This is a genomic window from Nocardia sp. NPDC050697 (assembly GCF_040654395.1).
Taxonomy (GTDB): domain Bacteria; phylum Actinomycetota; class Actinomycetes; order Mycobacteriales; family Mycobacteriaceae; genus Nocardia.
Genome location: NZ_JBFAHY010000021.1, coordinates 1 through 5434 on the forward strand (window position 1 = coordinate 1; position 5434 = coordinate 5434).

Genomic DNA, 5434 nt, shown 5'->3' on the forward strand with positions numbered 1-5434 from the left:
GGGATTGGCGTTTTCCATCCTGCCGTCGGGAGACCCGTCCCTCTTCACCTCACCCCGTCCCGGGCGACAACAACCTCATGACCCGCAACATCTAGCGCCATCCGCCTCTGGCGCCACCCAGGACAGCCTTCAAAACCGGGACGGGTAGAAACTTGCGACGACGACCCGAGTGTTAAGTCTGGCAGAACATTGCCGGATCGCACAGCCTCCTCGGTTGGTTGTATCGACGGTCAGGGGGTGGCGGCGGCGCGGTAGGCGTCGGTGACGTCGGTGGGGATTCGGCCGCGGGCGGAGATCTCGTGTCCGTTCTCGGTGGCCCAGACGCGGATCGCGGCGACTTCGGCGCGGCGGTTCCCGGCCGTGCGGGGTGGAGTACGGCGGCTGCGAGCGGCCTTGCCGGTCCGGCGTGCGTGGGGTGTCCACTGTTCGATGAAGCCGCGCAAGCTACCGGCGTTGGTGTCGGAGAGATCGATTTCGTAGGCGATGCCGTCGAGGCCGAAGGTGACGGTTTCGGTCGCGGGCGAGATGCCATCGTGGTCGTCCACCACGGTCACAACGACTTTGCGGGCCACCAGAGCGCTCCTTCACTTCCATCCATCGAGGTCGGCCGAGTCTATGTGGCCGGCGCCGCGCGAGTAGACCGACCCCGGTCATGGGACGGCACCCACCCCGAAATTTCATGCGCGGTCTGAGTGGATCTGCGTGCCACGCTGATCAGGCAGGAGTGCAGGAGTGCGGGTGGTCGAGTTCCTTGACGAGGGGCAGGCTGGCACCGGACATGACGACGACCAATGCCGACCCGGTCAGGGGTTTATCGATCCATTCGCCGTGGTGGGTGTGTTACTAGCACCAGTCGTTTGTGTCGTGGTTGGCGAAGATGTCGCCGTCCTGGTTGCGGACGCAGGAGATGTCGGCGGGTTCGGGGAGTGCCAGTGCAGATCGTGCAGGATGCAGGCCGAGGTCACTTTCCGATTCTGATCCACAACTGCCCCATGGTCGATGCTGGCGTGTGGTGGCCTGTTCGAACTGCGGCCGTGCACTGCGTCGGCGTGGTGGTCAGAGGTCGAGGCGGGCGCTGCGAGCGGACGGGTGCGGTGCGGCTCCGGCGAACTGAATTATTCCGACATCACCGCAGTCGTCTCCAGCGTCGGGCAGGCAAGGGGGTCCTCATTGGCGCTAGATTGAGGTGTGCGCGTCGTCGCGGGTCCGGACTGCGCAGACAGCGGTCAGCGTGACGAGGAAGATGACGGCTCAGTGGGTGCGGGTGGTTCGATTCGTGTGAGGGCGCGTCCGGTGCGGAGTGCGAAGCTGCGGTCGTGGGCCAGGGGGCTGTCGGCGAAGCCGCGGCAGATGGCCCCGGTGCTGTCGAGGGTGTGGCGGACGGTGTGGCCTTCGTGGGCCAGGGTGTCGGGCACGAGTTCGGCGACCCGTCCTGGACGCAGGTCCTTTGAGGTTGCAGAGCTCGAAGATGTGGGTGTCACAGCGCCGCGCATACACACGGATCTGCCCGTCACCGGCGACGGAGGTAGCCGGGTGTTCGGTCATCGTGTTCTCCGATTAGGCGGTGTTCGATGCGGGTTCGATTCGCAGCAGGGATGAGCGGGTAGTGGGCGATCGCCTCGGGTCGGGGGAGAATCATTCGTTGCTGGGACGGCTCATCGCATCGGTCCGGCGTGTACACATTTGGTGATGGCGTGCTGTTCTGGGGGCCGAGGTTGTCGAGGTCGGTGCGTCCGTGTGCCGCGGCGGAGTCGAAGAGCATGACGGAGGTGGTGTAGTGGTGGTTGGCGGGGTTGATGTCGTGGCTGATGAGTGCGACGACCAGGCCGAGCAGGTCGGGGCAGCTGGCGCACGGCCTGGGCGCCAGCTGCCCGACCGAGCCCGCTGGGGTTCCGTCCTCGGGGACGTCGGTTCCGGGGAAGTGGTGGTCATCGCCTGGTCTCCACCTGTACCGCAAGATCGGCGATCGGCACCGTGGTCGAGCGGTCGACACGATTCACTGTCCTGGTCCGCCTGCTGCGTGAGCAGGGATGGGGTGATCGCGCCCCGGTGAAGAACGGGCCGACTTTAATACTGCAACAGCGCTCAGGTGAGATAGCTTGCCTGCGTGGTGGTGGATATTGTTGCAGCGGAGCTAGATCGGCTGCACGAGCGGATCGGTGGCAGGTTCACGCGGTCGGAGTCGCCATGGCCGCCGCGGAAGTATGTGACCGGGCGGGACAGCCTTCAGCACGCCGTCCTTGGCAGGGATCGTGGTGCGATGTCTGCGGCCGTGCGCGACGCCGTTCACGCCGAGCTCGCGCATATCCGGTCGACGGTGCAGAAGGCAACGTCGTGGCCATGGCGGCGCAGGTAGCAGAATATTTCACTGCGGTCGTACATCTGATCGGGCCGGCCGGTGAGGTCGCGCAGTGCGGTTTCCAGGTAGGCGTGGGTGATATCGCGGGCCGGGGGTGGTTGCTGACGGGCTTTGCGGTAGCTCCGTGGGCGATCTGGACTCCGTGCGCGGACAGCGCGCGGCCGATCGACTCGACGCCGCAGACCTGGCGGTACCTGTCGATGAATCCGACGATCACCGGTTTCGCGGGTCGAGTTCCGTGCGAGGAAAGCCGAGTCCAGCTTGAGGATCGCGTTGGCCTGCTTCAGATCTCGGTTCTCCCGACGCAGCTGCGTCAATCCGTTACGCTCGGCCGCCGACAAGCCACGGGCTGCTCGCCTGTTCGGTTTAGCGCCCTCGGCCAGTGGCTTCTTGATCCAGATCCGCAACGTCTCGAAATGGATATCGACCAAAGGTGCGATGGCTTGGGTCCCGGCATAGGAAGTTCCGGACTCATAGAGCCGCTTGAGAGCCAGGCGCACCTTCTCGGGAACCTTGGGCGTGTACCGCTTCGAGATGATGGAGACCATCTTCCTCTAGGAAGAATCGGTCCCCAACCCGTGACGGTTCACAGGGCCATGCTTCGACCGAACATGCTGCACACCAGAACGACTCGGCGCCACTCAGACGATCCAGTGGTGAACACTTTCTCAATTGCTGTGCTAGCGTGCATATACATCACACCCAACACTCCTCAATGGGAAGGCGCACATAGTTGGCCCAATACACAGTAGTTGTCACCGTGAACCCATCGTCGGTTGGCGAAAGAGAAGGTACCCAGCCAAGCCTCAGGGTTGAGATCGATTCTTCAACCTCAGGGTCAGGTGTTACCAGCGTCGCAATCAACGCAATCGGTCGACCCGGAATAACCGCCAGAAGTATCTCAGAGATCGACATTGGCGTCATTGTCAATGCGCTATATCGGCATTTTGGAGGCGAATCACTACTTGAACTGAATAGAACACGCGATAATGTGGAGAAAGGACCACCGAAACCTGCCCCTCACACTGAAGAAGTGGCCAACGCCGACGAACGCCATCAAACCGAGGGCAACCCGCCTGCGATCACGGGCGAGGAGTCGCGGCGGTCCTACAGGAAAATGCCGAATCCAGATGATCTTGCTGGGCAGTATGCGCGCCTCGGAACCGTTACTGCTGTGGCAAACCATTACGGTGTACCACGCCACACTGCACAAGGCTGGGTGGGCAGGCTGAGAAAATTGAACAAAGCATGAATGACGAAACACCTCCAAATTGGCGGGCGAATCCGGAGATAGCCGATAGCTTTGTTGTAACCATTAGTGATGGCAATACAGGAAGCATTCTTGTGACTGCCAAGATAGAGCGGGACGGCTTCGGCATCACTGTGTCGCAGATACAGGTGTCAAATGGGGATAGTACGGTTATACCGGAAGAACTTTCGACCGTGGACTTCGATCTGATTGTCCGGACGGCCCGCATGCTGATGGTTCCGCATCGGCCGGAGCCCAAGCTCACTGGTGCCGAGAAGTTCGAATCGGGGGCCGCGGGGCCCGCAGGGTCCATAAGCGGACCTGCGGGGGCCGCAGAGTCCATCAGCGTGCCCGCAGAGGTTGCCATATCTGTCAGCGAAACTGCGGAGAAAATAGATCTCGAATCCGAAGCCGTCGCCCTTGCTGGTGACATCGTTTCAGACGAAGATCAATCTGCTACACCGCGAAACGAGTTCGATAGGAAATCGAAGTCAGAAGACGCCACGAAAACGCCGGCCCACAGCAGCGTGAGCGTGCCATCGGATTTCGGTGTCAACTACTGGAGGCTCGGGAGCATTACGAAAGTTGCCCGCCACTACGATGTCCCCAATCATATAGCAAAAGATTGGATAGCGTCGCTTACGCAAGAGACTCGAGTCGCGGCCGGCAAAGCCCTCTTGGGCTCCCATATAGCAAGTATCGAAGCGGGGCCTTCAGGCTCAAACCTCGGCATCGATCCCCACCGCGAGTCGGACATCACGCCCAGACGAAGACCCCTGCAACGTAATTCCAATGAAGGAGAACCGAGAAATATAGCATGCCCGACATGCGGCACAATGCCAATTGAACGATATGGCAGGATTCAACTCAAAGCCGACATTGTTTTTCGTTGGCTTGAACTAGATACTGCGCCCGACAACTCCGGCGGCTTAATCGTCACTAGACACTGCATGATTTGCCAACCTTCTGATCGATGGCCGGTGTCGTGCGCTGAACAAATGTGCGATGAAGGACCCATCCTGGGAGGCCCACTCGCTGAAGATGCTATAGCCGCGGGCGGGCGAGTCCCCGAAGCGGTAATTCGACTACTTCTTCTACGCGGATGGTCGAAAGGGCAAGAGGGTTTGCTGATTTGCCCGCAACATAGCAGTGATGCGGGATACGCACAGGTAGTGCGGTGAGCACGAGAAGCAATTCTTCTATGATTCAGACAAATGGGGACTGCTGCATGAATTAGTGACATCTTTGACCTGCCCCATCCTTGGGGTTCCAGTCCGGGTGGCTAACTGGCGGCGGTGACGGGTGTGTTCTCGGACAGTACTTCGTGCTCGATTGGGGTGCGGTAGCGGAGGCAGGAATGGCGGCGTTGCTGGTTGTAGGAGATCTCTTCGCCGCACGCAGTTCAGTGGACTCCGGGCCCTGGACGGCGACCGTGGTCGATGTCGTCCTGGCGCAGCCACTTCGACATTGTGAGCGGGTGGATGCCGAGGTCGACTGCGGTTTGCTTGGCCGGTCGTCCCGCTCGGACCAATGCGACTGCTCTGTTGCGGCACTCGGGAGGGTAGGCGCGCGTGGCGTGACTGTCAGCCTTTCGGAGAGGCCATCAGTTAGCCGCCCGATCTTGGAACCCAACCAGTGGGGCAGGTCAAGTTGGAACCGAATGGTGAGGCAGACCACACCTTCACCTGTTCGTGCAGCAACCCGCTTGCTCGGAATGCTCGCTGGGTCCGTGCCCGAGTCTTGGCCGACGCCGGCTACCAGTGCCTGGGCGCCCAGACCGATGGTGCGGTGATAACCCCACCGCACCGCAAGATGCGACGTAACCC

At 61.3% G+C, this 5434-nt stretch carries 4 protein-coding genes and 1 pseudogene; 2 read left to right on the forward strand and 3 right to left on the reverse strand.

All coding sequences use genetic code 11. The features are described 5' to 3' along the window. Positions 1-230: 230 nt before the first annotated feature. Together AB0H71_RS33835 and AB0H71_RS33840 are read right to left on the reverse strand one after the other, a co-directional pair. The gene (locus AB0H71_RS33835) at positions 231-572 is read right to left on the reverse strand and encodes an Lsr2 family protein (protein ID WP_357029656.1); all 342 of its coding nucleotides are present in this window, start codon (positions 570-572) and stop codon (positions 231-233) included. Positions 573-2286: 1714 nt separating this feature from the next. After that, entirely contained in the window at positions 2287-2907 is a 621-nt protein-coding gene (locus tag AB0H71_RS33840; protein ID WP_357029658.1) for a hypothetical protein, read from the reverse strand. Positions 2908-3392: 485 nt separating this feature from the next. Between AB0H71_RS33840 and AB0H71_RS33845 the strand changes: the two genes are divergently transcribed. Together AB0H71_RS33845 and AB0H71_RS33850 are read left to right on the forward strand one after the other, a co-directional pair. Next, positions 3393-3611 (forward strand): hypothetical protein, encoded by a 219-nt coding sequence (locus tag AB0H71_RS33845; protein WP_357029661.1) that lies wholly within the window; start codon positions 3393-3395, stop codon positions 3609-3611. Next, complete coding sequence (locus tag AB0H71_RS33850) at positions 3608-4789, forward strand: hypothetical protein (protein ID WP_357029664.1); 1182 nt, start codon at positions 3608-3610, stop codon at positions 4787-4789. The genes AB0H71_RS33845 and AB0H71_RS33850 overlap by 4 nt, the downstream gene beginning before the upstream one ends. Positions 4790-5025: 236 nt before the next feature. On the opposite strand, the pseudogene AB0H71_RS33855 reads toward AB0H71_RS33850, so the two are convergent. Continuing rightward, a pseudogene (locus AB0H71_RS33855) lies at positions 5026-5178 on the reverse strand (transposase); the annotation flags it as partial. Positions 5179-5434: the final 256 nt, after the last annotated feature.